The sequence below is a fragment of the Bradyrhizobium sp. LCT2 genome (assembly GCF_009931255.1).
Taxonomy (GTDB): Bacteria; Pseudomonadota; Alphaproteobacteria; order Rhizobiales; family Xanthobacteraceae; genus Bradyrhizobium; species Bradyrhizobium diazoefficiens.
In genome coordinates this window covers 966,372-993,021 of record NZ_CP034432.1, presented here as the reverse complement: position 1 = coordinate 993,021, position 26,650 = coordinate 966,372, and the positions used below count along the sequence as shown (strand labels likewise).

Below are 26,650 nucleotides of genomic sequence, written 5' to 3'. Positions count from 1 at the left end.
TGAGGACTGCGTGATGACGACGATCGCCTCGGATGCGCGCATGGCCGGCGTGCTGCGGACCTATCCGCCGCGCGCCGCTGTCATCAGCTGGATCTTTTTCGACTGGGCTGCGCAGCCTTATTTCACGCTGATCACGACCTTCGTGTTCGCGCCCTATTTCGCCACCAGCATCGCGCCAGATGCTGCCACAGGCCAATCGCTGTGGGGCTTTGCGATGGCGGCTGCGGGCCTCGCCATCGCGCTGATGTCGCCGGTGCTGGGGGCCATCGCGGATGCCTCGGGCCGCAGGAAACCATGGATCGCGGGGTTCGGCACGCTGCTGGTGCTGGCGTCCTGCACGCTGTGGATCGGCAAGCCCGGCGATCCCTCAGTCATTCCGCCCCTGCTCACCGCGGTCGCGCTCGCCAGCGTCGGCGCGGAATTCGCCACCCTCTTCAACAACGCGATGATGCCGACCCTGGTGCCGCCGGAGCGAATCGGCCGGCTCTCCGGCACCGGCTGGGCTACGGGTTACATCGGCGGCATCGTCAGCCTGATCATCGTGCTCGGCTTGCTCGCTGCGAATCCCGAGACCGGACGCACGCTGCTCGGCTTTGCGCCGCTGTTCGGGCTCGATCCGGCCAGCCATCAGGGAGATCGCGCCGCCGGACCGCTGACCGGGGTGTGGTTCATCATCTTCGTGACCCCGATGTTCCTGTTCACGCCGGACTATCCGGCGAAGCGGCCGGTGCGCGAGGCGCTACGCAAAGGCCTGTCGGAGCTGAAGCAATCGATCAGGAGTTTGCCGCAGCAGAAATCGCTCGCGGCGTTCCTGCTCGCCAACATGATCTACACCGACGGCCTGGTGTCGCTGTTCGCATTCGGCGGCATCTACGCCGCCGGCACCTTCGGCTGGCACACGATCCAGATCGGCACCTTCGGAATCATGCTCGCCATCGCCGGCGCGTTCGGCGCCTGGCTCGGCGGCAAGCTGGACGATCATCTCGGGCCGAAGCGCGTCATCGCCGGCAGCATGCTGATTCTGCTGCTGTCGGTGGCGGCGATCCTTCTGGTCGACAAGGACAGCGTGCTGTTCGTCAAGGTCGCGGCCCCCCAGCCGGGCGCGCCCCTGTTCTCGAGCGCGGCCGAACGCGCCTATCTCGTGCTGGGCTGCCTGATCGGCGCCGCCGGCGGTCCGCTTCAGGCTGCCTCGCGCACGTTGCTGATCCGCCTCGCGCCAAAGGATCGCATCGCGCAGTATTTCGGCCTGTTCGCGCTGACCGGGAAAGTGACGTCCTTCATCGGCCCACTGCTGATCGGCATGATCACGGCGGTGACGGCCAGCCAGAAGGCCGGCATGGCCGTGCTGGTGGTGTTCTTCGTCGCGGGACTGGGGCTGTTGATGCGGGTGCGGGAGTAGCTTCCCGCCGTCATTCCGGGGCATCGCGGAGCGATGAACCCGGAATCCAGAAGTTGTCGCGCGAGATTCTCAGGTGCGCAATTGCGCACCAGAGTTCGCGCTGCGCGCGCCCCGGAATGACGGCGAAATCAGTGCCTGAAATGCCGCGTTCCCGTGAACACCATGGCGATGCCGTGCTCGTCGGCGGCCTTGATCACCTCGTCGTCGCGCATGGAGCCGCCGGGCTGCACAACGGCGGTAGCGCCGGCCTCGATGCAGGCGAGCATGCCGTCGGCGAACGGGAAGAACGCATCCGAGGCCACCACCGAGCCCTTGGTGAGCGGCTCGGCGAGCTTCAGCTCAGCCGCCGCATCCTGCGCCTTGCGCGCCGCGATGCGGGCTGAATCGACCCGGCTCATCTGGCCCGCGCCGATGCCGACGGTAGCGAGATCCTTGGCGTAGATGATGGTGTTGGACTTGACGTGCTTGGCCACCCGGAACGCGAACTTGAGGTCGCGCATCTCGGCGTCCGTGGGCGCACGCTTGGTCACCACCTTGAACGTCATGTCGTCGACCACGGCGTTGTCGCGGCTCTGCACGAGCAGGCCGCCGGCCACCGTCTTGGCGGTGAGGCCCGGCGCGCGCGGGTCGGGCAGGCTGCCCGCGAGCAGCAGGCGGAGGTTCTTGCGCGCGCCGATGATCGCGATCGCTTCCTCGCTGGCGTCGGGCGCGATGATCACCTCGGTGAAGATCTTCGTGATCTCGCGCGCGGTGTCGGCGTCGAGCGCGCGGTTCATCGCGATGATGCCGCCGAACGCCGAGGTCGAATCGCAGGCGAGCGCTTTGCGATAGGCGCTGACGAGGTCGGAGCCCTCAGCGACGCCGCAGGGATTGGCGTGCTTGACGATGACGCAGGCCGCGGTGCGCTTGGCGTCAAACTCGCCGATGCACTCGTATGCCGCATCGGTGTCGTTGATGTTGTTGTAGGAGAGCTCCTTGCCCTGCAGCTGCCGTGCGGTCGAGACGCCCGGGCGCTTGTCGGGAGTCGCATAGAATGCCGCGGTCTGGTGCGGGTTCTCGCCGTAGCGCAGCGACTGGATCAATTTGCCGCCGAAGGCGCGGAAATCAGGTGCGTCGATCTTGAGCTGCCGGTTGAACCAGTTCGAGATCGCGGCGTCGTAGGCCGCGGTGCGCGCATAGGCCTTCGCGGCAAGCCGCCGGCGCAGCTTCAGCGTGGTTGCGCCCTTGTTGGCGGCGAGCTCGTCGAGCACCGCCTTGTAGTCCTCGGCCTCGACCACCACGGCGACGTCGTCATGGTTCTTGGCGGCGGCGCGGATCATCGCGGGGCCGCCGATGTCGATGTTCTCGATGCAATCCTCGAAGCCCGCGCCTTTGTCCACGGTCGCCTCGAACGGATAGAGATTGACGACGAGCAGATCGATCGGCGCGATGCCGTGCGCCTTCATCGCATCCGCATGGTCCTTGTTGTCGCGGATCGCGAGCAGGCCGCCATGCACCTTCGGATGCAGCGTCTTGACGCGGCCGTCCATCATCTCGGGGAAGCCGGTCAGCTCGGAAACGTCCTTCACCTTGAGGCCGGCCGCGGCGATCGCCTTGGCGGTGCCGCCGGTCGAAACCAGTTCGACGTCATGGGCGGCAAGCGCCTTGGCGAATTCGATCAGGCCGGTCTTGTCGGAGACGGAAAGCAGGGCACGGGTGACGCGGCGGGGATGGTCAGTCATGAGCAAGATCCTCTGTCTTAAGGAGTGTCTATGCCCAGGCGCGCGGCGTCTTAAGTCCCGCGCTTCCCGATGGTGCTCCATCCAAGGTCGCCAGTCGCGCGAGCGAGCGCTCGATAGCAGCTTTCGGCCGTTTTCACAACGATGAGATGGGGCCGAATCGTGCGCATTTACAGCGGAAGTTCCGGCTCGCGGCGGGCGTTGCGGCGGGCATTGGTGACAGCGGGCGAAGCGGTGGAGCGGACAAAGCTCCAGCGGAGCGAGGGCGCCTGGCGGGCATCCTGCCGGACCACGATCTGCGCGGTGCGGCGCGGGCCGTCATTGCCGGCCAGGAACACGCTGTCCTCGAGATCGACCTTGTCGTCGAGCGCCTCGAAGGTCCAGACGTCGCGGTTCGGCAGCACCAGCATGACGCCGCGGGCATCCGACAGCCGGCTCGCCTTCACCGCCGGATGCAGATGGAAGCGGACCGCGAAATCGGCATCCGCACCCTTGAAACGTCCGCCTTGCGGCGGCGACAGCGTGTCCTCGCCGTCGATGCGCGCGCCGTCATTGGCGATCATCAGGACGCGGCGATGGATCGCGCCGAATTTGGCGAGATAGCCGTCATGCGACGTCGTGAGCAGCGTGCCGTTCTGAACGACCTCGCGATAGCTCTCGACCTCGACCGGGCCGCTGGTGACGGGCGAGCCATGCAACAGCCGCTTCATCGCCGACATCTCCACGAACTGGCATGAAGAGGTGTCGTGATAGGTCAGCGTCGAATGCGCCGCCGTGCTGCGCGCGAACGGCCGCCAATTGTCGCGGCCCGTGGTCGGCATCCCGCAATTGGTGACGATGCGGCTGATGCCGGAGGACAATTCGAACGACAGGCAGCCGGCATGGGCGTCGTGGCTGACGCCGGCCGGCGGTGGCGGCCCGGTGTCGATGATCAGCGTGGTCTGGCCGGCATCGAGGCGCTGGAAGCCGGTATGCGGCATGTTCGCCATTGGCGCGCCGTGGGTGTCGTCATAGGCGAGCAGCGTGGCGAGCAGGTCCGAGGGCGTTGCGCTCATGCCGTTGAACAGCGCGAAATTGCCGTCGCCGTGCCGGAAGAAGCGCAGCATCGGCATCATGCGGTCGATCGCGTTGAGCAGCGCCGGCGGCGGCGCGATGTTGCGCGCGGCAAAGGTCTGCCGCAGCGGCAAGAGGTCGATCAGGAGCTCGATCAGCGCGCCCGGATTGCGGGAGATGTGTCCGCCGTCGGGCAGGATCTGCCGCTGCAACTCGTCCGAAAGTTTTTTCGAGGCGCTGCGGATATGGCGCGCCTGGTTGGCGAGGCAGAGTGTCGTGTAGCACAGCGCGATCAGCACCTGGAGCTTCGGCACCCCGTCCGGGATGTTGACCATGGTGTAGCGCAGGAAGCGGATCTCGCGGGCCAGCGCGCGCAGATAGCGGCGGTAGAATTTGTTGTCGGTGTCGTTGAGCACCAGGGGCGCCTGCGACAGCAGCGAGATCACGCGCCGCGCGAGCACGTCGGCGCGCCGCGCGACGGGGCGGCGCTTGTTGGCGGGGTTGGCGATCCAGTCCTCGACCAGCGCGCGCGCATTGGCGCGCGTCAGCGCGGTGTCGGCGGCGCGCAGATGGCGCAGCCAGCCGAAGCCGAGCAGCGCAACCTCCCAATCCTCCGACGGCGGCTCGAGATCGAAGATCGAGCGGCCGTGGCAATTGACGATCTTGCCGGCGAAGACGAAGCGGCCGGCATAGATCTCGGCGGCGCGGGTCGCGTCCGCGGTGCGCAGATCATGCGGCGCGATGATCAGGCGGTCGGTGCGGCCGGGCCAGACCCGAGACAGCGCAACGGAGCCGCCGCTCGCGCGCGCGAGCATGTTCCGCGCGAAGCGGTTCATCACCAGCGTCGAGATACGTCTGCGTTGAGCGACCGACACGCCTTGCCTTGAAGGGGGAGAGGAGGATTCCGACGAATCCTTATTAATCCCAAAATCGACCGTCTGACACCACCTTGAACGGTGGGAATCAACGCCGAGGTTGCAAAAACCAGTGCAAAATCAGGATTTAACGAGCCGGGCTGCAAAGAATCCGTCGAGCCCGCCGAGCTTGGGATCGGCGTTCGGCAGATGGCTGGGCAGGGTGCGCAGGTCGCCCTCGGCAGTGATGATCTCGGAGAGCCCTGAGACCTCCGACGCCTCGATCGGGACGCGGCGAAGCGCAGGCTCTGCGGCCAGCAGCGTGGCGATGGCCTGTTCGCCCTCTTCGGGTTCCAGCGAGCAGGTGCAGTAGACGAGCGTCCCGCCCGGCTTGAGCAGCGAGACCGATTTTCGCAGCAGCCGCTGCTGGAGCGCGGTCAGGGCGGCGATGTCGGACTCCTGTCGCAGCCAGGCCACGTCGGGATGACGGCGGATCGTGCCGGTCGAGGTGCAGGGCGCGTCGATCAGGATACCGTCAAAACCTTCGGCGGGGCCGGCCCATTCCGCGGCGTCAGCGACGACGGTCTCGGCCTGGAGCGACAGCCGCGCCAGATTCTCGCGCAGCCGTGCGACCCGGGCGGGCGAGCGGTCGATCGCCGTGACATGCGCGCCGGCGTGCGCCAGTTGCGCGGTCTTGCCGCCGGGGGCGGCGCAGAGATCGGCAATGGACTTGCCCTTAATGTCGCCGAACAGCCGGGCCGGCAATGCGGCGGCGGCATCCTGCACCCACCATTGTCCCTCGGCGAAGCCGGGCAGCATGGTCACCGAGCCGTGCAGCAGCATCCGCACCGTCCCCGTCGGCAGCGTCTCGCCGTGCAGGCGGCTCGCCCATTGTTCGGCGTCCGACTTCACGGTCAGATCGAGTGACGGCTCATGGCCGAGCGCCAGCGCCATGTCTCTTGCGGCGGCCTCGCCATAATGTGCGCGCCAGCGCGCCAGCAGCCATGGCGGCAGGTCCAGCGATTGCGTAGCGACTTCCTCGACCAGCGCCTGGCCCTCGCGCGCACAGCGGCGCAGCACGGCGTTGACGAGGCCAGCATAGCGCGCGGCGCGCCGGTCGGATTGCACGAGGCGGACGGAGAGATCGACGGCGGCATGATCGGGCACGTCCATCCAGAGGATCTGGGCGGCGCCGATCAGCAGCGCGCTCTGCGCGCGCGGTGCTTCGGAGGGAATGCCCTTGTCGAGCAGGCGGGACAGCACATGGCCGAGCGTGCCGAGCCGGCGCAGCACGGTCGCGACCAGGCGGCGCATCAGCGCGCGGTCGCGGTCGGCCAGCGTCTTCAGTCCGGGATGGGCGCCGCTGCCGTCGAGCTGGTCGTCAAGCGTGCGGTGCTTGTGCAGCACGCCGTCGACGATGTCGGCGGCAATCCGCCGCGCCGCGAGACCAGGCACTTCGGATGGTGGGGCGAAACGTTGAGATGGCATGCGGAAGCAAGGTTCTGAGCGAGCGGCAGTTCCGCCGATATGGGCGCATGCCTTGAGAAAGCGATCTCTGGCACGCGAATATGCCAAATGTAAGAATCGCTTCCGGCTTTTTCAGCCCTTTGGGCCCGATTTCAGGAATGCGTTATTGGACGTCGCATTGCGGCTCGTCCTGCGCTAGAAGTCCTGGCGATGAGTGACCAGCCACCCGTTTCCGATCGCAAGCCGCTGTCGCCGGCAGCCCAGCGCGCGCTGGCCGAGGCCGAGGCGCGCCGACAGGCTGCGGCGGTCCAGGCCGAGGACGACGCCAAGGCGACGCCGAAGGAGTTGCAGGGGCCGAAGGGACCCGAGCCGACCCGCTACGGCGATTGGGAGCGCAAGGGCATCGCGTCCGACTTCTGAGCAGTCAGCCGGATCGGCCGATGATGCGGGCAAGGCTCGTCCCGGCCGCTAGAGATAATGGTGCTCCCGGGCGCGGCGCAGGTTGATGTCGACCGCGGCCACCGACCGCGTACACGTTCGGATGAGCTGTGCCGTGGCGGTCGTGGACACGGCCGTCGTCGTAGCCGCAGCGAATCCCGCCGAGTGCGTCGAACGCGATGAGCCCCTGTCGCTGCATGTCCTGATAGAGCGGGCTCGAGTCCAGCCGGTAGGACGGTCCTGTCGCGTCGATGACGTAATCGACGTCGTGACGATCGCCGTCGCCAAGGATCGCGCGAAATCGGCCGCCGATTCCGGTCACGTTGCGCAGCCGGGCGCGGGCCGAGAGCCTGCCCGAGCGCATCAGGTCGCGGATACGGATTGCGTTCTCCAGCGGCATCGCCGAACGATTGCGGAGCCAGCCGGAATTGTAGACGTCCATGAAGCGCATCTTCTCGACATCGCGCATCCGGCTCCAGGCATCGCACATCACGTCGATGACACTGACGAGATAGGAGTAGACGCCGGGCTCGCCGGACTCGGCTCGCCCGATGTTGTGCTCGAGATCGGCCAGCGCGTCGCCGCCGACGTTGCGGCAAGACAGATCGCAGCGGATTCCGGTGGTCTCCAGCAGCAGTCCGGAAAGGCGGGCGGCAAAGGCGTCCGCTTCGATTCGCTCACGGCTGGCCACATAGCGATGCAAGGCGTCGCGGAAGTCATCTGCGGTGGCGGGAAGCGTCACCGGCTGCACCGTCGGAAACAGGCCGCTTCTGGAGAAGCAGGTCATCCTGACGGACTGGTGGGTTTTGGCCAGCGCCGCCGCGGTGTCGACCGCGCTGAGTCCGCTTCCGAGGATGCCGACCTCGACGCCGTCGCGATCGGCGAAGGCGAATTGGGCGTAGGGGTCGCGGATGTAGTTCGGGATTGCGGCGAGGCCGTAATGGTCGTCGGGCGCGTTGTGACCGGTACAGAGGATCAGCACGGACGAGATATGCGTGATGTTGCGGTCGGTCGTCAGCAGGACATCGCGATCCGGCGAGAGCCGCATGCGGACAATTTCGGCCTGTTCGGCATGAACGGGCACACCGGCGCTGCGGCATTGCGCGATCGCGGCCAGTCGCACGGCGTCGAGGTAGTCCCGATAGACCATCCGCGGCAGGTGCTTGTCGCCGTGGCAGGAGAGGCCGCGGGCTCGAAGCCAGCGCAGAAACTCTTGCGCGTCGCCCGGACGGATCGACATCGTCGACGCTTTCATGTTGAGCAGATGGCGGTCGCTCTGCGTGCGATAGGCAACGCCGCCATCGAAACCGGACTTGTCGAAGAGTTGAATTCCGCTGATCGCGCCGTTGTCTCGCCCTGATGCGGCGAGCTCCGCCAGATGACGCAAGATCGTGATGCCGGTCGCGCCACCGCCGACAATGCTGATGATCATCGCTCAATCCCCCAGTCTATATGTTTGACCCAGGCGCGAGCGGGGGCTCCGCGTGGGGGTCTCCCAAAGCCGTTGATTATTCGTCACGTGAGAATGATCGCTTGCGGTCGGCCTCGGGCCGGCCGCAGGAGGTGCGGGTCTTCAGGCGGCCCGCACCGTATCGAGGAATTTCGCGACCTCGTTCTTGAGGCGGCCACTCTCGGTCGAGAGTGAGCGCGCGGATGCCAGCACCTGTGTCGACGCCGAACCGGTGGCGCCGGCGCCATGACTGACCTGAGCGATCTTGTCGGCGACCTCGACCGTTCCCTTGGCCGCTTCGCTGACATTGCGTGCGATCTCGGCCGTCGCAGCCCCCTGCTCCTCGATGGTGGCGGCAATGGTGGTCGAGATGTCCGAAATCCTGGAGATGGTCGTGCCGATCTCCTTGATGGCACCGACGGAGTCTTCCGTCGCCGTCTGCATGTCGGCGATCTGTGCGCCGATCTCGTCGGTTGCCCGCGCGGTCTGGGCTGCGAGCGCCTTGACCTCACTCGCCACCACGGCAAATCCGCGACCCGACTCGCCGGCGCGCGCCGCTTCGATGGTGGCGTTCAAGGCCAGCAGGTTGGTCTGCTCCGCGATTGCGGTGATCAATTTGACGACGTCGCCGATCCGGCCCGCGGCCTTGAGCAATTCGTTGATCCGGAGGTCGGTACGCTCGGCCTGCCGCACCGCTTCGCCGGCGATGCGGCTGGAATCATGGACCTGCCGGCCGATCTCGACGACCGATGCGCTCATCTCCTCGGCGGCGGACGCCACGGCTCCGACATTGGCAGAGGCTTCTTCGGAGGCCGCGGCCACCATTCCGGAAAGCTGCTCGGTCTCTTCCGCTGTCCCCGACAGCGTGCCGGCGGCGGATTCGAGCTGCTGCGAGGCGACCGAAACCGAGTTGATGATGCCGCCGACCGCATCCTCGAACGCGCCCGCCAGCCGGATCATCTCCTGCTTGCGCTGCGCGGCGGCTGCGGCCTCCTGATCCTTCTGGTCGGCCTCCATCTGCTCGATGCGGATCAGGTTGTCCCTGAACGTGCGGGCTGCGCGAGCGTTGTCGCCGACTTCGTCACTGCGGGCGGTGTAGGGAATCTCGACGGCCTTGTTGCTGCCGGCGAGTTGCAGCAGCACGTCGCCGATGCGACGGATCGGCCGGGCGATGCTCAGCACGGAAAACAGGGCGGAGCCGGCCAGGACCAGTATCACGAGGACGCCGACGGCCAGGCTGACCTGGGTCGCCTGCTCCAGCGCGGTCACGAGCTGGCTCTGCCGCAGAGCCATATATTCGTTGTTGGCGGCGACCAGCTTGTCGACGCGCGTCGTGATTTCCTTGGCGGCCGGAAGCACCCGCTCGTCGAAAATGCGCCTCTTGGCTTCCTCCGCCTTGATGGCTGCGCCGGTTGCCGCCTTGTAGCGTCCGGCGAGCGCGGCGAGCGCGTCGACACCGTCGGCGATCTTCTTGTCGTCGGCGGACTGACGGACCTGTTTCAGAACGCGGATCATGGCGTCGGCGCGTTCGGCGATGCGGTCCTTCTGCACGGCGTCGCCGGTCGCCGTGAAATGCCAGTCGGCCGCGCTAACCGCCTTGAACAAGGCGTCGGCTTCGCGCAACGCGACCTCGATGTTGAGCCGGTTCTGCGATGCGGCGATTGCGGGCGACGCCAACAGGGTCTCGAGGGCCTTGTTCCAGGCCTCCTCGATCTGGCTTGCCGCGGCGAATTCGGCGACGGCGGTGCCACGAGCCTCGCCGAGATCGTTGCCGGCCTTCAAAGAGGCGTCGAGCAGGATCTTCACCTCGCGACAAAGCTCTTTGGCTTCGGCACGCTTGGACCGTTCCAATGCGGCGTCTATTTCGGTCGTGGCACCGGCGATGGAGCCACGCAATGTTTCGAGATGTTTGGCGAGACCGTCGGCGGAGGATGCGGATCCGATTTCCGCTATGGCGAGGCGTGCCCGGGTCACTGCGAGTTCGGCGCCCTGGGCGTTGGCCTTGTTCGCGGTGTTGATGACCACCAGCCGGCTCAGGTCCGCGATCTGCTCGTTGCGAATGAGCTGGTTGGCGAGCATGCCGCCGACGAGAAGGACACCCGCACTCGCGGTCAATCCCAGTTTTGTACCGATGCGAACCTTGAACGATGCCATGCTTACCGCTCCCCACACGCAAACCGAGTACTCCGCCCTATTACTAAACAACGCGTGAATCTTAAACTCCGTACAACTACAGGAGGTATCGAGCGGAGAGCGTTTGGAACAGCGCGCCGCGCATAGGTACGTTTCTTCGTCGGGCAACGATCGGGGCGATCAAGCGATCACCGATCAGCCCGGGTGCCGATCGTGCCTTGCCGGTTTCCCCGACTCAGTCCTAGCGTGAGTTGATGCGCTTCCACGATCGCCCCAATGCCTATCGGCCGCAGTTCGGCGGTTCGCCGTTCGGCCGCCGCTTCGCGGGCCTGTTGCCGTGGATGTTCGTGGTCGGCGTCGCGGCGGCGATCGTGCTCACCTTCCGGCACGGAGCGCCCGTTCCGCATGGAGCCGACGGTCGGTCGCAAGATACCGAGATCATCCTCCAGCAATCCGGCAATTCCGCTAGCCGTCAGCCCGTCGACGTCATCCGCACCATCGACGGCGACACTTTTCTCGCGCGCGTGCATCAGCAGGGCGGCCGCGATCTCGTCGTGCGCGTGCGCCTGCGCGGCATCGATGCGCCGGAGATGAAAGCGTCCTGCCAGGAGGAACTGGAGAAGGCTGAAGCCGCCACCGACGCGCTGCGCAACCTGCTCGGCCAGGGCGGCGTCACGATCACCAATCTCGGCCCCGACAAGTACGGGCGTGTTCTTGCCGACGTCGCGACCAAACGCACGGCCAACGTCTCGGCCGTGCTGCTCGCGGGTGGTTATGCGCGCAGCTACAATGGCGGCCATCGCGACGGCTGGTGCGCGCGGGGGTGGCGCTTCTGGTAACAAAAAAGCCGCGTCGAGGACGCGGCTCTTTCAATTCTCTCCGATCCCGGTGATCAGCGTGTCACGACCACCGTCGTGCCGACAGAGACGCGGCTGTAGAGATCGGTGATGTCGTCGTTGAGCATGCGGATGCAGCCATAAGAGACGAAGCCGCCGACCGAGCCCGGCACGTTGGTGCCGTGGATCGCATATTCGCCGCCGGCGAGCGTCATCGCCGCAACGCCCATCGGGTTGCGCGGCGAGCCGCCGGGAATGACGTCGGGAAGCTGCGGCTTGTCGCGCTTCACCTCGGCGGGCGGCGACCAGGCCGGATTGCGGTATTTGCCGTCGATACGGGTCGTGCCGGCCCACTGCTTGCCGGACTTGCCGACGCCGACCGGATAGCGCACGGCGTGGCCGTTATCGAGAATGAGATAGAGCCGCCGCTCGTTGGTCTTGACCACGATGGTGCCCGGCGAATAGTCGGCCAGGTGCGTCCCCACCATTTCCGGCCGCGCCTCCGCCGCCGTTGACATCAATATCCCTGCCCCGATGGTGGCGGCCAGCGCCACAGCAATCCTCATCGCCATCAATGCTTCCCCTTGCCCCGTACGGGTCGTCCAAATCTACGCAGAACCCGGCAATCGCTGCCTTGCCCAGACATTCTTAACCGCGCCTGTTAACCGGATGGTTTCTACGCGCGGCCGCCGAGGGCCAGCCAGCCGGGGGAACAAAGGAAATGTTCGAAATAAAGTAAATGACCGGAAAACAACACTCGGCGGGAAAGATACGGCCATGCCGGCAAGCGCCCTGACAAGAGCGTGAGGGTGTGAACCGCTGTTGTTTCGGGGGGCGACAGAGTGCGGAGCGAGGTTTGGTCGCGTGTCAAGGACAAGGCGCGGCGCGAAGCGACAAGGCGCAGAGCCGGGACCCAGTTCTTTGCGTGTGGACAGTCGGGCCCCGGCTCTGCAGCGCACCGCTGAAGTGCGCGCTGCGCTGCGTCCGGGGCACGAGACCTTGGCTTACGCCGACTTCTTGTTCTGCCGGTTCTTGACGAGGTCGTCGACCACGGCGGGATCGGCCAGGGTCGAGGTGTCGCCCAGGCTGCCCGGCTCGTCCTCGGCGATCTTGCGCAGGATGCGGCGCATGATCTTGCCGGACCGGGTCTTGGGCAGGCCCGGCGCGAACTGGATCTGGTCGGGCGAGGCGATCGGGCCGATCTCCTTGCGCACCCAGGTCACGAGCTCCTTGCGCAGATCCTCGGTCGGCTGGACGCCGGCCATCAGGGTGACATAGGCGTAGATGCCCTGGCCCTTGATGTCGTGCGGGAAGCCGACGACGGCAGCTTCCGACACCTTCTCATGCGCAACCAGTGCGCTCTCGACCTCCGCGGTGCCCATGCGGTGGCCGGAGACGTTGATGACGTCGTCGACGCGGCCGGTGATCCAGTAATAGCCGTCGGCGTCGCGCCGGCAGCCGTCGCCCGTAAAATACTTGCCCTTGTAGGTCGAGAAATAGGTCTGCTCGAACCGCGCGTGATCGCCATAGACCGTGCGCATCATGCCCGGCCATGCCCGGGTGAGACAGAGATTGCCGGTGGTCTCGCCTTCCAGAACCTTGCCGTCGGCATCGACGATCTCCGGCACCACGCCGAAGAAGGGCTGCGTCGCCGAGCCCGGCTTGAGCTTAGTGGCGCCCGGCAGCGGCGTGATCAGGATGCCGCCGGTCTCGGTCTGCCACCAGGTATCGACGATCGGGCAGCGGTCCTCGCCGACGACGCGGTGATACCACTCCCAGGCTTCCGGATTGATGGGCTCGCCGACCGAGCCGAGCAGGCGCAGCGAGGCGCGCGAGGTCTTCTTCACCGGCTCGTCGCCACCCTGCATCAGCGCGCGGATCGCGGTCGGCGCCGTGTAGAAGGTATTGACCTTGTGCTTGTCGATGACGTTCCAGAAGCGGGAATTGTCCGGATAATTCGGCACGCCCTCGAACATCAGCGTGGTCGCGCCGTTGGCGAGCGGCCCGTAGAGAATGTAGCTGTGGCCCGTGACCCAGCCGACGTCGGCGGTGCACCAGTAGATGTCGCCGTCGTGATAGTCGAAGACGTATTGATGCGTCATCGCGGCATAGACGAGATAGCCGGCGGAGGTGTGCAGCACGCCCTTGGGCTGGCCGGTCGAGCCGGAGGTATAGAGGATGAACAGCGGATCCTCGGCGTGCATGTGCTCGACCGGGCATTCCGTCGTCACCATCGCCGCCGCCTCGTGATACCAGAGGTCGCGGGTCGGGTTCATGTCGATCTTGCCGCCGGTGCGCTTGACCACGACGACCCAGTCGACGGCGTCGGCCTTGGCGAGCGCTGCGTCGACATTGGCCTTCAGCGGCACCTTCTTGCCGCCGCGCAGGCCTTCGTCGGCGGTGATGATCACCTTGGACTGGCAGTCGTTGATGCGCTGGGCGAGGCTGTCGGGCGAGAAGCCCGCGAACACCACGGAGTGGATCGCGCCGATCCGCGCGCACGCCAGCATCGCGTAGGCCGCTTCCGGAATCATCGGCAGGTAGATGGTGACGCGGTCGCCCTTCTTGACGTTGCGGGTACGCAGGATGTTGGCCATCCGGCAGACCTCGTCGTGGAGTTCTTTGTAGGTGATGTGGCGGGACTGCGAGGGATCGTCACCTTCCCAGATGATTGCGGTCTGGTTGGCGCGCTTGTGCAGATGACGGTCGATGCAGTTATGGGCGACGTTGAGGACGCCGTCCTCGAACCATTTGATCGAGACGTTGCCCGGCGCGAAGGAGACGTTCTCGATTTTCGTCGGCGCCTTCATCCAGTCGATGCGCTTGGCCTGTTCGGCCCAGAAACCGTTCGGGTCCGAGATCGAGCGGGCGTACATTTCCTTGTACTTGGCTTGGTCGACCCAGGCGCGCTTTGCCCATTCCGCCGGCACGTCGTAAATCTTCTCGGACATATTTCCCTCCACATGCGGCAAGCTCAGGCAATGCCGACATCAATCATTGGGCTGATTATGCGTCGGGCTAACCGGACCCGACAAGGTGCACAAGCTGGACCTTCGGCGAGCGGCCCGCCATGCGAAGGATCAAGGTGCGCAGGCCGGCTGTCGCAAATCTGAAACAGGCCGGTCGGCGCCTTTCGGCTCTTTACCCAGATCCCCGGAACAGGCCCGCGCAGAGCCCCATGCGCCGTTCGGAGGTATTTGGGAACCGTCTCTCACTGATTCGGGACTCGCAATACGGTTCGGAACACCCTAAATGGCCAACCCGGGTCCAAAGAGACCCCCTAGGAACAAAAATCAGAACAGCGGCATTGACCGGTAACAGGCAGGGCTAAGGCGTAACACTATGATGGATCAGCAGAATCTCGGGACGATGCGGCCCGCTTCAGCCGATCCTGCAGCTGTTGCGCTGGCCAAGGCCCTGGGACAATGGCCGAAACCGGCCGTTTCGGGGCGTCTCAGCCCGAAAAAGGTCTTCGACGCGGCGCCCGCGGCGACGGTCGAGGCGCTGGCCAGGGAGCTGGGCCTGCGGCTCGGCGACCAGAACGAGCTGACCATCCGCCGTATCAAGCGCGGCAAGGGCTATTCCTTCGTCCGTCCCAACGGCGCGCATATCCGCGACGCCCGCACCATCCGCCGGCTGCACGCCATGGCGGTGCCGCCGGCCTATCGCGAGGTGCGCTACTCGGCCGATCCGAGCACGCATCTCCAGGCGGTGGGACGCGATGCCGCGGGCCGGCTGCAATACCGCTATCACGCCGACTGGGAGAAGGTCCGCGAGCACCGCAAGGCGCATCGCCTGGAGAAACTCGTCGGCGCGCTGCCAAAGATCCGGCGCAAGGTGTCGGCGTTCCTGTCGGGTGACGAGCCGACACGCGAATTCGCGCTCTCGGCCGTGATCGAGCTGATCGCGCGCACCGCGATCCGTCCCGGCAACGAATCCTATGCCCGCCTCAACGGAACCCGCGGCGCGACCACACTGCTGAAGTCGAACGTGACGCTGGAAGACGATTGCTTCGTGCTGACCTTCAAGGCGAAGGGCGGCAAGGCGGTGCGGAAGGAGTGCGACGCGGCCAAGCTGGTGCGCGCCATCGGCATCCTGCGCGGCGTTCCCGGCAAGCGCATGTTCCAGTATCGCGATGCCTACGGCATCGTGCGCGCGGTCAACACCACGCAGGTGAACGCGTTTTTGCGCGAGATCGCCGGCATCAAGATTTCGCTGAAGGATTTTCGCACCCTGATGGCCTCCGCCGTCGTGGTGGAATCGCTGTCGCGGATCACGCCGGCGACCAGCCAGCGCGGCCGCAAGAAGCAGGTGCTGGACGCGATCCGTGCCGCGGCCGACAAGCTCTCCAACACGCCGGCGATCTGCCGCAAGAGCTATGTCCACGACACCATCGTCACCGCCTTCGAGGACGGCATTCTCGAGCGCTTCGCCGCGACCATGAAGGGCCAGCGCTCGCAGGCGAGGCGCGAGCAGCTTCTGGCGCAGGTGGTCGCGACCGCGGCGGTGTAACGACCCCACAAGAGCTACGACTTGGTCGAGACGCCGTTATCCGGACCGGGATCGTTGCCCGCGGCCGCTGTGGTGAGTCGTTCCAGATAGTGCGCCCAGCCCTTCGCGTGTGCGGCGGCCTGTTCCTCGGTCGGCAGCCCGCTATGGGTCATGCGCAGCAGCGTGCCGCCGTCGCGCTCGATCAGGTCGATCTCGATCAGGCTCGATCCGGGTGGCACTTCCTGGCCGCCCTCCCAGCCAAACGTGTAGGCCAGACGATGCACCGGCACGACCTCGCGGAAGGCGCCGCGGGCGGCGGCGCCGCGCGGGCCGATACCCTTGAGCAGATAGAGCCCGCCGGGATGCGGTTCCGTCGTCGCGTCGGAACCCATCCAGCTCAAGATCTTCTCGGGATCGGTCAAATAGGCGAAGACGGTGGCACGCGGGGCTGCGATCTGGGTCTCGCGTCGCACTATGAACGGTTCGGTCATCGGCGATCATCCCTCGTCTTGCCTTGAGCTGCCCTTGGGCTGCCCTCGGGACATGGCGGCGGCCCTGCGCTCCGTCAAGGATTGCCCGTGACAAAGACGGCCCTGCTTCGTCATCATCGGGCCATGCACCTCGCCCCGACCCTCGCCTGGCTCGTCGATGCCGCCTCCGATAGTCAGGGGGCCGACCGCCTGCTTGCGGACCTCGGCGCGCATCTGGTCGCCGACGGCGTGCCGCTTGCGGCAGGCGCCCTGACGCTGGAGGTGCCGCACCCGCTGATCGCGAAGCGGACCTGGCTGTGGCGCGCCGGGACCGGCACGGTGATCGAAGCGCTCGGCTTTGCACCAGGCGGATTGGCGCCCGACCCGCCCAACGATGCCGGTCGCCGCTGGCTCCGCGGCATTGCGGACGGCGAGGTGCACGAAGACATCGTCGGTCGGCCCGATGGACCGGTGCTCGGCTGGATCGGGCCGCGTCCGTTCACGGCGGATGAAATCGAACAACTGCGCCAGGCTGCGCGATTTGCCGCGACGCCCCTTGCCGTGCTCGCCGCGCGCGCCACGTTGCGGGCGACGCTGGATGCCTATCTCGGCAAACGCAGCGCGGAACGGGTGCTGGCAGCACCGCTGCGGCGCGATCTCGGCGAAACCATTCAGGCCGCGCTACTCTATGCGGACTTGCGCAATTTCACGATCCTGTCGGAAACCACGCCGCCGGCCCAGGTGATCGCGGCGCTCGACGCCTGGTTCGACCGCATCGCCGGTGCCGTTCACGCCTTTGGCGGCGAGGTGCTGAAATTCATCGGCGACGGCGTGCTCGCGATCTTTCCGGTGGTCGAGGCATCACCGCGCCGCGCCTGCGATGCGGCCTTGCGCGCCGCAGGCGCGGCCCGGGCGGGGATGGCCCACCTCAACGACGAGCGCCGCAACCAGGGCCTGCCGCCGCTCTCGTTTGGCGCGGCGCTCCATCTCGGCGAGATGCTGTGGGGCAATATCGGCGCCGCCAACCGGCTCGATTTCACGGCGATCGGTCCCGCCGTCAATCTCGCCAGCCGGCTCGAGGGATTGTGCAAGCCGCTTCGCGAGACCGTGCTGGTGTCGGGCGCGCTCGCCGCCGAGACGGACATGCCACTGGTCGCGCTCGGATCGCATCCGCTGCGCGGCATTGCCGCGCCATGCGAGGTCTTTGCGCTGCCGGAGACGTAAGTCGGACAGCGTAGATGGGATAACTCCTACATCCCGCCCATCTTGCAGACGAGCTTCCACTCCTCCGCCGTCACCGGCTGCACCGACAGGCGCGAATATTTCACCAGCGCCATGTCGGCGAGCTTCTTCTCGGCCTTGATCGCGGCCATCGTCACCGGGGTTTTCAAGGGCTTGTCGGCCTTGATGTCGACGCAGACGAATTTTTCGGTCTTGTCGGTCGGATCCGGATAGGCCTCCTTGACGATTTCCGCGATGCCGACGATCTCCTTGCCCTCGTTGGAATGATAGAAGAACGCCTTGTCGCCCTTCTTCATGGCGACAAGATTCTGGCGCGCGGTGTAATTGCGCACCCCCGTCCAGGCTTCGCCCTTGGCGCCCTTCGCCACCTGCTGGTCCCAGGACCACACCGACGGTTCGGATTTCACCAGCCAGTAGTTCATCGCGCGCCCTATCCGTTCGTCATAGCCGTCCGAAGGACGGCGTCGCTTTCGCTCGCCTATGCCCGACCATTCACGTCTCTGCTTCCGTGTTCAATACCAAGACGTCGATGCCCGCGACAAGCGCGGGCATGACGGAAGATGTCATTCTTCTGCCTTGAACGGCCGCGTCAGCAGCCCCTCGATCGCTGCGTCGATCGTCAATTTGTTGTCGAGGATGGCAGCGACGGCCTGCGAGACCGGCATGTCGACGTTCCGTGCGGCCGCGAGCTCGACCAGCACCGGCGCGGTGAATGCGCCTTCCGCAAGCTTGCCCGCCGGCGCCGCCTCACCGCGGCCGAGCGCAATGCCGAGCGCGAAATTGCGCGATTGCGCGGTTGAACAACTCAGGAGCAGGTCGCCAAGGCCGGAGAGGCCCGAGAGCGTTTCCGGGCGCGCGCCGCAGGCGCGGCCGAGCCGTGCCAGCTCGCTGAAGCCGCGCGTGGTCAGCGCGGCGAGCGCGGAGGCCCCGAGGTTGCGGCCGACCACGATGCCGGCGGCGATCGCCAGCACGTTCTTGGCGGCGCCACCGATCTCGACGCCGCGGACGTCGGTGGAGTGATAGGGCCGGAACGTCGGCGAGCCCAACGCCTGCACGAGGCTGCTGGCCAGCTCTTCCTCCTTCGCCGCCAGCGTCACCGCCGTCGGCAGGCCGCGCGCGACGTCGTCGGCAAAGCTCGGGCCCGACAGGATCGCCGGCTGCGCGTGCTGCGCGGCTTCGGCGATCACCTCGGTCATGAATTTGTGGGTGCCGTGCTCGATGCCCTTGGCGCAGGCGACGACCGGTGTCGGTCTTGCGATGTGCGAGGCCAGCATGTTGACGGCGCCGCGCAGATGCTGCGCCGGCGTTGCGATCAGCAGCATGTCCGCGCGCGCGGCGAGCGCCAGCTCGCTCGTCAAGACAATTTCCGGCGCAAGCCGCACGCCGGGCAGCCGCGGATTGTCGCGGGTCGACGCGATGCGCGTCGCATGCTCGGCATTGCGCGCCCAGAGCGTGACGCTCCGCCCGGCCCGCGCTGCCACCATCGCCAGCGCCGTGCCCCAGGCGCCCGCTCCGATCACCGCAACGGATTGGAACGCGGTCATCGCTAGAATCCCGCTCGCGTCTTGCCGTAGCCCGCGGGCGCGGTCGCATTCGCGTCGAGCAGCCAGCGTGCGCGGGGCTGGGCTTCCATCGTGTCGGTCATTCCCAGCGCGAGGCGCTCGGCGCCGGCCCAGGCGATCATCGCGCCGTTGTCGGTGCAGAGCGCAGGCGGCGGCATGATCAGTTGCGTCTTGGCCTGCCGAGCGACGTCATGCAGCGCGCCGCGGATCGCCTGATTGGCGGCGACGCCGCCGGCGGCCACGAGCGCGCGCGGCGCGCCGAACTGTTCGCGGAAAAGTCTCAAGCCGACATTCAGCCGGTCGGCCGTCGAATCCAGCACGGCGGCCTGGAAGCTGGCGCAGAGATCGCTGATGTCCTGCGGCGTGATCTCGGCGATCCGGCTCGCTTCGTTGCGCACCGCGGTCTTCAATCCCGACAGGGAGAAGTTGGCGTCCGGCCTGCCCTGCATCGGCCGCGGAAAGGCGAAGCGCGCGGCATCGCCGCCGGCCGCCGCGCGCTCGACCTGCGGGCCGCCGGGATAGGGCAGGCCCAGCATCTTCGCGACCTTGTCGAAGGCTTCGCCGATGGCGTCGTCGACGGTGGTGCCGAGCCGCACATATTGGCCGACGCCGGTGACCGCGACGATCTGGGTGTGGCCGCCGGAGGCGAGGAACAGGCAGTACGGGAATTCGATTCCGTCGGTCAGCCGCGGCGTCAGCGCATGCGCCTCCAGATGGTTGACCGCGACCAGCGGCGTGTCGTGCACCAAAGCGATCGCCTTCGCGGTGGTGAGCCCGACGATGACACCGCCGATCAGGCCGGGTCCCGCGGCCGCCGCGACGCCATTGAGCTGGGCGAAGCCGATGCCGGCCTCGCGCATGGCGCGGTCGATGATGCCGTCGAGCAGGTCGACATGCGCGCGGGCGGCAATCTCCGGCACCACGCCGCCGAATGGGGCATGCTCCTCGACCTGCGACCGCACGATGTTGGACAGGATCTTGCCGCTGCCGTCAGGCGCGCGCTCGATCACGGCCGCGGCGGTCTCGTCGCAGGTGGTCTCGATGCCCAATACCAGCATTGGCGAATTGTTATCCAATTTGCGCCCTTGCGCTCATCCGGAAAGCAGAGTTCTGGTACGTCCGGTAGCATTCCGGGGTCGGCTTGCGCAATCGTCACGCGCGGCCGTCTTTGCGAATGCGTCACCGTCACGCGGTTCGGGAACACGAGCGATGTCCATTCTTGTCACACGGCCGCATCCCGACAATGAGGCGACGGCGGACAATTTGCGCGCGCGGGGACACGTGGTGCTGCTCGCGCCGGTGCTCAAGTTCGAGCCGGTCGCTTTCCACGACGAGAGCGAGGCGAACTATAGCGCCATCATCGTCACATCGGCCAATGCGATCCGTGCCGTCGCGCCGCAATTGCAGGATCTCGGCCTGTTGAAGCTGCCGCTGTTCGCGGTCGGCGAGCACACCGCGACTGCCGCGCGAGACGCCGGCTTTGCCGAGGTGATTATCGCCGGCGGCGATTCCGCGGCCCTGCGCGACACGGTCGTCCGGAGTGCGCGCGACAAGGTGCTGAAAAAGAAAAGCACGCTGCTTTATCTCGCCGGCGCGGATCTGTCGCGCGATCTCGGCGGCGAACTCGGCACCGAAGGCTTCAACGTGGTGACGCAGACCACCTATCGCATGGCGCCGGTCAAGGTTCTCCCGCGCGATGTCTGCGAGGGTTTTGCCGCGCATGGGATCGAGGCGGTGCTTCATTACTCCCGGCGCAGCGCGCGAGCCTTCCTGGATGCAGCGCGGGACGAAGGCGTCGAAATCTCGGCGCTGGCGATCCCGCAATGCTGCCTGTCCGAGACGGTCGCAAGCGTGCTGCGCGATGCCGGTGCGTCGCAGGTTCTGGTGGCCGCGAAACCGGACGAAAATGCCTTATTTGACACCTTGGAGCGTGCTTTGCAGACCCGTTTGGCGTAAGAGGTCGGGCCGAATCCGACGCGATAGGGTCTGCCCAAGATCTACGCCAGGGATCTGTGCAAGGTATGGAAGTGTGAGGAACCGTCACGATGGCCGACGACAAGCCTGAAGACGCAGGATTGGCCCCCGAGTCCGGTCGTGCCAAGCGCCCCCCGCCGACCATCGACCTCGAGGCGACCGATGTCTCGACCCAGCCGCAGGAGGTGGCGGGCGAGCCCGAGGCTCCGCCGGTGAGCGAGCACACCGAGCCCGAGCAGGCAAAATCCGAGCAGGCTGACGCCGAGCCGGAGCGCGCCGAGGCGCAGGCCGCGGTTGCGCCCGCTCCCGCGTCGCCTCCGGTTTCGCCCTGGGTCATTGCACCGTTCTCCGGTGCGGTGGCGGCGGCCGTCGTGATCGCGGTCGGCTGGATGCTGGGCTGGCCCGCCGTGCAGGCGCCGCCTGCTGCGCCACAAGTGACGAGCGCGACGGTCGACGCTCTGAGCGGTCGCGTTGCCGCGGTCGAAGCCAAGGCCGGCAAGCCCGCCGCCGATCCGGCCATGGTGGCGCGGATCGATGCGCTGGAAAAATCCGTGGGCAGCCTGCGCAGCGACATCGCCAATCTGCGCGCACAGTCCGACAAGACCGCGAGCGCACTGAACGACGCGAAATCTGCGCCGGGCGCCGCTTCGCCTGATCTTGCCGCGCTCAACGACCGCATCGCGCAGCTCGAGCGCGCCGGCAAGACGGAGCGGGCCGAGCTCGCGCAGCAGGGCGAGAAGATCGCCGACGCCAGGACGATGGACGACAAGCCGCTGCGCCATGTGGTGGCGGCGGCCCTGCTCGACGTCGCCGTGCGCCATGGCGATCCCTATGAGGCGCAGCTCGCCGCGGCGCGGTCGCTGGCGGCCAAGCCCGAGATGCTGAAGCCACTCGACACCTTTGCATCGTCGGGCATCCCGACCCCCGTCGCGCTGAGCCGCGAGCTCCTCAACATCGTGTCAAAGCTGTCGCCGCCGGCGGATGCCCAGTCCAGCGGCGGCGGCATCGTCGAGCGCCTCCAGGCCGGAGCGTCAAAGCTCGTCCGCATCGAACGGACCGACGGGGTCGGCAATGATCGCGGCGCCATCGTGGCGCGGGTGACGGCTGCTGCGCTCCGCAATGATTTCGTCGAGGCGCGGCGCGAGTTGAAGACGCTGCCCGATGCCGATCGCGCGCCGGCGCAGGCCTGGCTCGACAAGGCCAATGCCCGCGATGCCGCGCTCGCCGCCTCCCGCAAATTCGCCGACGATGCCATGGCGGATCTCGTCAAGCCTGCTCAATAAAGCTTCGCGCAACAATCAGCGCGTATAGGGATCGCCATGCTTCGCATCGTCCTTTTCCTCGTCTTGATTGCGCTGGCGGCGGCCGGCGCGGCCTGGGTTGCCGATCAGCCCGGCGATCTCGTCCTGACGGCGGGCGGCTTCCGCGCCTCAACGACGTTGCCCAGATTCGTGTTCTTGCTTGGCCTCTTTGCCGCGGCAGTCGTGCTGGTCTGGAGCATCCTGACGACGATCTGGCGGACGCCGGGGCGTTTGCGCCGCCGCAGTCACGAAAAGCGCCACGCGCGCGGCCGCCATGCCATCACCCACGGCCTGCTCGCGATCGGCCATGGCGATACCGCGCTCGCCCGCCGTCACGCCGAGACGGCGCGGCGGCATGCGCCGAACGATCCGCTCGCGCTTCTCTTGCATGCGCAGTCGGCGCAGCTCGAAGGCAATCGCGACGAGGCGCAGCGCGCCTTCCGTGCCATGGCCGAGCGCGAGGATACGCGGCTGCTCGGCCTGCGCGGCCTGTTCATCGAGGCGCAGCGCGCCGACGATGCGGTCGGCGCCGTCATGATCGCGGAGGAAGCGATCAAGCTGTCGCCGTCGTCGACCTGGGCCTCGCATGCGGTGCTCGGCTTCCGCTGCGCGCGCGGCGACTGGAGCGGCGCGCTGGCGATCCTCGATTCGAACCTGTCCGCGGGCCTGATCGACAAGCCGGCCTATCGTCGCCAGCGCGGCGTGCTGCTCACCGCACGCGCGCTGGAATTGCAAACGATGGACCGCGATGTCGCGCGCGAGAGCGTGATGGAGGCGATCAAGCTCGCACCGACCCTGGTGCCGGCTGCGGTGCTCGCCGCAAAGTTCGAGAGCGAGGCGCATCAGGTGCGCCGCGCCATGAAGCTGGTCGAGGCCGCCTGGCTCGCCAATCCGCATCCGGATCTCGCCGAGGCCTATGCACATGTGAAGCTCGGCGATTCCGCGCGGCAGCGCTTGCAGCGGGTCGAGACGCTTGCAGCCAAGACGCCTGCCGACAAGGCCGGTCATATTGAAGGCCAGCTCGCGCTCGCGCGCGCCGCGATCGATGCCTCCGAGTTCAGCCGCGCGCGCGCGGTGCTGGCGCCTTATGTCAACGATCCGACCCAGCGGGTCGCACTGCTGATGGCGGAAATCGAGCGCACCGAGCACGGCGACGGCGGCCGCGCCCGCGCCTGGACCTTGCGCGCGGTGCGTGCTCGCCACGATCCGGCCTGGACCGCCGACGGCTATGTCAGCGATCGCTGGCGCCCGGTTTCCCCGGTCACCGGCCGCCTCGACGCCTTCCAGTGGCAGACGCCGGTCGCGAGCCTTCCTTCCGACAAGGGCGACTTGATCGAATCCTCGGCCTTCGAGGAAGCCATGCTGGCGGCCCCGCCGCCGAAACGGGTGACGGCGCCTGCGAACGACACCCTGATGGAACCGGCTCCGGCTGCATCGGTCCCGGCGGAGCAGGACAATTCACCTCCGGCGGCCAAGGAAGAGCCAAAGGCAGAGCCTGCGATGACATCTGCGGAGCCGGTCACGCCGGCCCCTGAGCCGGCCGAATCATCGCCGGCGGCGGCAACGCCGGTGTTCCGGACCCGCGCCGACCTCGGCAAGCCCGCACCTGCCCCGATCCCCGCCGTCATCCCGATCGTCCGCGCCCCGGATGATCCCGGGATCGATGACGAGGGCCCGAGCGATGAATTTACGGAACAAATCGGCACGCCCAAGGCCCAGGCCGGCGGCTGGCGCGGATTCTGGTCCCGCTGGGGCGCCTAAGCACCATTTCGCACCCGGCTTGTTCTTGCCAATTCGGGCCATGCCCGATATCAGGAGCGCGCGTATCGGGGCAGGCATCGTCCGGGCCCCGGCAGGGTTCGCCGCAATAGCTCAGTCGGTAGAGCACGTCATTCGTAATGACGGGGTCGGGGGTTCGAATCCCTCTTGCGGCACCAGCGCCCCGAATTCATCCTGTTATCACAGACAAGCGTCTTAACCGGCGCATCCAGCCGGCATGAGCGTGCGCGGGTTCAAGATCGTTCGGTCGCCTGCGTGATCGCGATCACATAATGTCGCGTGTCTCTCCCGTAGCGTCCCGGTCACGCCAACGCGGGGAGATTTCACATGCGCAAGATCATTCTGCTGGCCGCCATGGTCCTGGCTTCGGCATCTGCTCAGGCGGCCGGTCCACGCAGCCTCTCGCTGGCCACGGCGAGCGAACAGGCCTCGGCGCCGCAAGCGACGGCGACAATCGCCGTGACGACGCAAGTGAGTGAAGCCGCACCCGTCACCGAACCTCCGAAATATGTCGACCGTCCGCCGGCGATCTCGGCGCCTGCGCCTGCCGCGGCACCCGCCGTAACCACGACGACTTCAGCGCCCGCCGCGACCGCAACGAAGACCACGGCGAAAGTCAACAAGCCGAAGCACAAGCGTACCTGGACCGAAGGCCGCATCATCAGCGAGCTGCATCGCCACGGCATCTATTGGTAAGCGGTCTTTGCGCCCCACCCTCGCCGTCACGCCCCGGGCAAACGCGAGGCGCGTGTTCGCGCCAGATGTCCCGGGCATCCACGTCTTCGGAGTGGCCCAAGAACGTTGATGGCCGGCACAAGCCCGGCCATCACGCAAGAGTTTTCGATCTGGTCGAACGCGTTACTGCGAAACCGTCTGCACCACGCTTCCGATCGGACGCGCGCTCGAGGTCGGCACCTTCAGGTCCTTCAGCAGCGCCTCGTCATATTCCGGCAGCGTCTGGAAGGTGGTCTTGGCCTTCATCTGCACGATCTTGTAGCCGCCGGCCTTGAGCCGCGCGAGCAGCGCCGGCATGGCTTCGCCGGTGTGCTTCTGGAAGTCGTGCATCAGGATGATGCCCTTGCCGAGCTTGTCGAGCCTGCCCATCACGGTCTCGACGATCTTCTCCGGCGTCGCGCCCTTCCTGAAGTCGAAGGAATCGATGTCGGTCGAGAACATCGCGACGTTGCGGGTGCCGAAATAGGTCACCATCGCCGGATTGTGCTGAAGCTGCGGGAAGCGGAAGAACGGCGCCGGATTGGTGCCGAGCGCGAACCTCACTGCGCTGAAGCCCTTCTCGACCTCGTCCTTGACCTGTTGCTCCGTCATCTTCTTGCTGTTCAGGTTGACATGCGACCAGGTGTGCGTGCCGACCGTGTGGCCCTGGGCCAGAACCTGGCGCAGGATCTCCGGGTGGTAGGTCGCGTGCTTGCCGACCGAGAAGAACAGGCCCTTGGTGCATTCATCCGCGAGCGCCTTCAGCACCGCGGGCGTGTTGACCGGCCACGGACCGTCGTCGAAGGTCAGCACGACCTCCTTGTCGGTGAGGAAATCGAACTGCTTGAAGTGCTCGAAGCCGAAGCCGGGACCGCCGGTGGTGTCGATCTCGACCACGCGGGCGACGCCGAGGGCGTTTGGATTGGCGCAGGCCTGCTTTGGTTGAACTGGCGCGATCGGGGCGGGCGCAGGCGCGGATGCCTGGGCAACGGCCGTCGGCTTCGTCGCGATCGCCGCGGTGGTCGCGACGTCGTCCTTGGCGGCGATTTTCGCCTGTGCCGGCAACGGGTCGGCGGCACGGGCGGCAACTGTCTTGGGGGCGCCCGGATCGGCGCTCGCGGAATAATAAAACCAACCGCCGGCGGCGATCACGACCGCCGCAACTACACTGGCCAGCATCAGGCCCAACGCATTACGCATCGCTACTCTTTCCAATTACGCAACCAAACCTGCGGAATTTCCCGCGCAACGAGCCATTAATGCGAAGGAACAGTTAACGTGACACCAACGCGACGGCGTTTGCGCCGGATTTTCAGCGAGGTGCGCCAATGTGACCGATGTCACAGTTCGGGTGCGTCCCGTGACCGTCATCACAGTGGAAACTGTTTTGCTGGAGCATCGTAGTTCCCATCAACAACGGGCTCCGCTTGCAGCGGCGCCAATGGGAGCTTCAAATGACCAAGTCGTTTACGGCCAAGCTGCGCGACACCAGCCTGGCTCTGGGCTTCGCCGCCATCGTCTCGATCGTCTCGACGACTTCGAGCTTCGCCTTCTCGGCCGAGGCGCAGCAGCAGTGCACCGGCGATGCCTTCCGCCTGTGCTCGTCGGAGATCCCCAACATCCCGAAGATCACCGCGTGCATGATGAAGCATCGCTCGGACCTGAGCGCCGGCTGCCGCGCGGTGATGGACAAGGACCTCGCCAAGGGCGCGTCACGCAAGGTCGCTGACGCTCAGGGCAACCAGTAAGAGCACACAGCGATCGTTGCG

General features: G+C 66.6%; 22 protein-coding genes, 1 tRNA gene and 1 riboswitch. Of the genes, 11 read left to right on the top strand and 12 right to left on the bottom strand.

What is annotated here, in order from left to right; genetic code table 11:
• Positions 1-13: 13 nt before the first annotated feature.
• Positions 14-1,399, top strand: coding sequence for an MFS transporter (locus EI171_RS05405; protein ID WP_161532781.1), 1,386 nt, complete (start codon positions 14-16; stop codon positions 1,397-1,399).
• A 128-nt stretch (positions 1,400-1,527) separates the two neighbouring features.
• Here the strand turns inward: EI171_RS05405 and purH are convergent, their stop codons facing one another.
• From purH to EI171_RS05390, 3 genes are all read right to left on the bottom strand, one after another.
• Positions 1,528-3,120 (bottom strand): bifunctional phosphoribosylaminoimidazolecarboxamide formyltransferase/IMP cyclohydrolase, encoded by a 1,593-nt coding sequence (purH, locus tag EI171_RS05400; RefSeq protein WP_161532780.1) that lies wholly within the window; start codon positions 3,118-3,120, stop codon positions 1,528-1,530.
• A 25-nt stretch (positions 3,121-3,145) separates the two neighbouring features.
• A riboswitch (ZMP/ZTP riboswitch) is annotated at positions 3,146-3,228 on the bottom strand.
• A gap of 59 nt (positions 3,229-3,287) precedes the next feature.
• A complete protein-coding gene (locus EI171_RS05395) occupies positions 3,288-5,006 on the bottom strand; it encodes a heparinase II/III family protein (protein ID WP_028174959.1) in 1,719 nt (572 codons plus the stop codon).
• Positions 5,007-5,165: 159 nt separating this feature from the next.
• The gene (locus EI171_RS05390) at positions 5,166-6,512 is read right to left on the bottom strand and encodes an RsmB/NOP family class I SAM-dependent RNA methyltransferase (RefSeq protein WP_028174958.1); all 1,347 of its coding nucleotides are present in this window, start codon (positions 6,510-6,512) and stop codon (positions 5,166-5,168) included.
• A 189-nt stretch (positions 6,513-6,701) separates the two neighbouring features.
• Between EI171_RS05390 and EI171_RS05385 the strand changes: the two genes are divergently transcribed.
• On the top strand, positions 6,702-6,911 hold the full coding sequence (locus EI171_RS05385) for a DUF1674 domain-containing protein (protein ID WP_028174957.1): 210 nt from the start codon (positions 6,702-6,704) through the stop codon (positions 6,909-6,911).
• A gap of 4 nt (positions 6,912-6,915) precedes the next feature.
• On the opposite strand, the gene EI171_RS05380 is transcribed toward EI171_RS05385, so the two are convergent.
• Positions 6,916-8,361, bottom strand: coding sequence for an FAD/NAD(P)-binding protein (locus tag EI171_RS05380; RefSeq protein ID WP_161532779.1), 1,446 nt, complete (start codon positions 8,359-8,361; stop codon positions 6,916-6,918).
• Positions 8,362-8,502: 141 nt separating this feature from the next.
• Positions 8,503-10,533, bottom strand: coding sequence for a methyl-accepting chemotaxis protein (locus EI171_RS05375; protein ID WP_161532778.1), 2,031 nt, complete (start codon positions 10,531-10,533; stop codon positions 8,503-8,505).
• A 233-nt stretch (positions 10,534-10,766) separates the two neighbouring features.
• Here EI171_RS05375 and EI171_RS05370 point away from each other — a divergent pair, with 233 nt between their 5' ends.
• Positions 10,767-11,351, top strand: a complete 585-nt coding sequence (locus tag EI171_RS05370; protein WP_161532777.1) for a thermonuclease family protein — start codon at positions 10,767-10,769, stop codon at positions 11,349-11,351.
• 53 nt (positions 11,352-11,404) lie between these two features.
• Here the strand turns inward: EI171_RS05370 and EI171_RS05365 are convergent, their stop codons facing one another.
• Positions 11,405-11,920 (bottom strand): L,D-transpeptidase, encoded by a 516-nt coding sequence (locus EI171_RS05365; RefSeq protein WP_161532776.1) that lies wholly within the window; start codon positions 11,918-11,920, stop codon positions 11,405-11,407.
• A gap of 432 nt (positions 11,921-12,352) precedes the next feature.
• Positions 12,353-14,299 (bottom strand): acetate--CoA ligase, encoded by a 1,947-nt coding sequence (gene acs / locus EI171_RS05360; RefSeq protein ID WP_060909639.1) that lies wholly within the window; start codon positions 14,297-14,299, stop codon positions 12,353-12,355.
• Between the two features lie 391 nt (positions 14,300-14,690).
• On the opposite strand from acs, the gene EI171_RS05355 reads away from it, so the two are divergent.
• Complete coding sequence (locus tag EI171_RS05355; RefSeq protein ID WP_161532775.1) at positions 14,691-15,860, top strand: DNA topoisomerase IB; 1,170 nt, start codon at positions 14,691-14,693, stop codon at positions 15,858-15,860.
• Positions 15,861-15,874: 14 nt separating this feature from the next.
• On the opposite strand, the gene EI171_RS05350 is transcribed toward EI171_RS05355, so the two are convergent.
• Entirely contained in the window at positions 15,875-16,330 is a 456-nt protein-coding gene (locus EI171_RS05350; protein WP_011083400.1) for an SRPBCC domain-containing protein, read from the bottom strand.
• Between the two features lie 123 nt (positions 16,331-16,453).
• On the opposite strand from EI171_RS05350, the gene EI171_RS05345 reads away from it, so the two are divergent.
• Complete coding sequence (locus tag EI171_RS05345; RefSeq protein WP_161536929.1) at positions 16,454-17,533, top strand: adenylate/guanylate cyclase domain-containing protein; 1,080 nt, start codon at positions 16,454-16,456, stop codon at positions 17,531-17,533.
• A 26-nt stretch (positions 17,534-17,559) separates the two neighbouring features.
• On the opposite strand, the gene EI171_RS05340 is transcribed toward EI171_RS05345, so the two are convergent.
• The 3 genes from EI171_RS05340 to tsaD all read right to left on the bottom strand — a co-directional run bounded on the left by EI171_RS05340 (position 17,560) and on the right by tsaD (position 20,171).
• Positions 17,560-17,973, bottom strand: coding sequence for an EVE domain-containing protein (locus EI171_RS05340; protein ID WP_028174950.1), 414 nt, complete (start codon positions 17,971-17,973; stop codon positions 17,560-17,562).
• A gap of 141 nt (positions 17,974-18,114) precedes the next feature.
• On the bottom strand, positions 18,115-19,095 hold the full coding sequence (locus EI171_RS05335; RefSeq protein WP_161532774.1) for an NAD(P)H-dependent glycerol-3-phosphate dehydrogenase: 981 nt from the start codon (positions 19,093-19,095) through the stop codon (positions 18,115-18,117).
• Positions 19,096-19,097: 2 nt separating this feature from the next.
• Positions 19,098-20,171 carry a tRNA (adenosine(37)-N6)-threonylcarbamoyltransferase complex transferase subunit TsaD gene (gene tsaD / locus EI171_RS05330; RefSeq protein ID WP_161532773.1) on the bottom strand — a complete coding sequence of 358 codons (1,074 nt, stop codon included), beginning with the start codon at positions 20,169-20,171 and terminating at the stop codon, positions 19,098-19,100.
• Positions 20,172-20,322: 151 nt separating this feature from the next.
• Between tsaD and EI171_RS05325 the strand changes: the two genes are divergently transcribed.
• From EI171_RS05325 to EI171_RS05305, 5 genes are all read left to right on the top strand, one after another.
• Positions 20,323-21,069 carry a uroporphyrinogen-III synthase gene (locus EI171_RS05325; RefSeq protein ID WP_011083395.1) on the top strand — a complete coding sequence of 249 codons (747 nt, stop codon included), beginning with the start codon at positions 20,323-20,325 and terminating at the stop codon, positions 21,067-21,069.
• An 89-nt stretch (positions 21,070-21,158) separates the two neighbouring features.
• Positions 21,159-22,370, top strand: a complete 1,212-nt coding sequence (locus EI171_RS05320) for a COG4223 family protein (RefSeq protein ID WP_161532772.1) — start codon at positions 21,159-21,161, stop codon at positions 22,368-22,370.
• Between the two features lie 36 nt (positions 22,371-22,406).
• A complete protein-coding gene (locus EI171_RS05315; RefSeq protein WP_161532771.1) occupies positions 22,407-24,149 on the top strand; it encodes a heme biosynthesis protein HemY in 1,743 nt (580 codons plus the stop codon).
• A 100-nt stretch (positions 24,150-24,249) separates the two neighbouring features.
• Positions 24,250-24,325 (top strand) — tRNA-Thr (locus EI171_RS05310).
• A 169-nt stretch (positions 24,326-24,494) separates the two neighbouring features.
• On the top strand, positions 24,495-24,863 hold the full coding sequence (locus EI171_RS05305; protein WP_028174945.1) for a hypothetical protein: 369 nt from the start codon (positions 24,495-24,497) through the stop codon (positions 24,861-24,863).
• Between the two features lie 162 nt (positions 24,864-25,025).
• Here EI171_RS05305 and EI171_RS05300 read toward each other — a convergent pair whose 3' ends face one another.
• Positions 25,026-26,081 (bottom strand): polysaccharide deacetylase family protein, encoded by a 1,056-nt coding sequence (locus EI171_RS05300; protein WP_161532770.1) that lies wholly within the window; start codon positions 26,079-26,081, stop codon positions 25,026-25,028.
• A gap of 254 nt (positions 26,082-26,335) precedes the next feature.
• On the opposite strand from EI171_RS05300, the gene EI171_RS05295 reads away from it, so the two are divergent.
• The gene (locus EI171_RS05295; RefSeq protein WP_161532769.1) at positions 26,336-26,629 is read left to right on the top strand and encodes a hypothetical protein; all 294 of its coding nucleotides are present in this window, start codon (positions 26,336-26,338) and stop codon (positions 26,627-26,629) included.
• The last annotated feature ends 21 nt before the right edge of the window (positions 26,630-26,650 follow it).